This window comes from Methanoregula sp. (genome assembly GCF_002835825.1).
In the GTDB taxonomy this organism is placed as follows: domain Archaea; phylum Halobacteriota; class Methanomicrobia; order Methanomicrobiales; family Methanospirillaceae; genus Methanoregula.
The window spans coordinates 1-1,202 of record NZ_PIZH01000632.1 but is presented as its reverse complement, the minus strand read 5'-3'; the positions used below and the strand labels follow the sequence as shown (position 1 = coordinate 1,202).

Here is a 1,202-nt window from a genome sequence, read left to right as displayed (position 1 = left end):
CTTTCGCAATACCGGCCGAGTTTCTCCCACACCGTGGCGCCGCGTTCTTCGGAGAGGTAAAAGAGCTCGGCATCCGCCATCCCGAAGAAGGGAGACCGCAGCGCGCCGAAAAGGCTCACATCATCATGGCTGTTCTCAAGGAACGCGAGCAGGTTGTACAGGTCATAGATCTCCTGTCTGCCGTAAAAGCCGGTGCCTCCATGCACGTAATACGGGATGCCAAGCCGGGTCAGGGAGGAGAGGTACCACGAAAGATTGGTCCTCTGCTCTAAGAGAATCGCGATGTCGCCGTACCGGGCCGGGCGGTTCCGGTACGAATGGTCCGGCTGCTCCTCGTACACCTCTGCCGGAGCCGCATGGAGGAGACTGTAGATCCTCCGCGCCACCATGTCTGCCTCGGTCCTTTTTGTTGAAGAACTGTCGCTCCCATGGGGGGAGAGCATCAGCTCAACGGAGCCTGCATGTTCCCGCCTGCCTTCCGAGGCACGGATCGGCTCGTACCCGAATTCCCATGGCTTTTCCGCAGATGCAAACAGGTTCCGGAAGAGAATGTTCGTCAAACCGATCACCTCCTTCGTGCTCCGGAAACTCATGTCAAGGTTCACGGTCTTCCCTTTGCAGGCAGAATCGATGATCTGCTGGGCTTCCTTGAACCGGGTCACATCGGCATCCCGGAACAGGTAGATGGACTGTTTCGGATCGCCGACAATGAAAAGGCAGTCGGTTGACGGCGTCGGTTCCCCGGCAAGCGCGAGAATGATCTCAAGCTGCGCCGGGTCGGTGTCCTGGAACTCATCGACAAGGATATAGCGGTACCTTCCGGAGAGATGCGCGGCCACGAGCGTGTGCTGCCGGGTCACGAGGTCGCGTGCGTGGATGATGAGATCGGAGAAGTCAAGGCCGCCGAGCGCAGATCTCCCCTCGTCAACAAGGGCAAGGTAGCGGTGGACAACATGCGAGAGATCCCGCAGGAACGCGAGGGACCCGGTAACAAGCGGATCGGCAGGGTCGACGGTCATCCTGCAGAGCGCCTCCCTTCCCGAAAGAATTTCGATGAGTCTCTTCCGCGCTTTCTTGACCGTGTCCAGATCGTCCCCGCGCCAGTTCTTTTTGCTCCCCACGTTCCCCATCTTTTTGTTGAGGACTCCGGTCATCGCACTACAGAACGCATCCGCACCCGGAAATTCCGCAAGCTTGTCAAG

The 1,202-nt window shown here is 58.8% G+C and carries 1 protein-coding gene; it reads right to left on the bottom strand.

The genetic code is table 11. The features are described from left to right. Positions 1-1,202: exodeoxyribonuclease V subunit beta (locus tag CW742_RS13985; RefSeq protein WP_292421429.1), on the bottom strand; the 1,202-nt coding region annotated here is incomplete at both ends.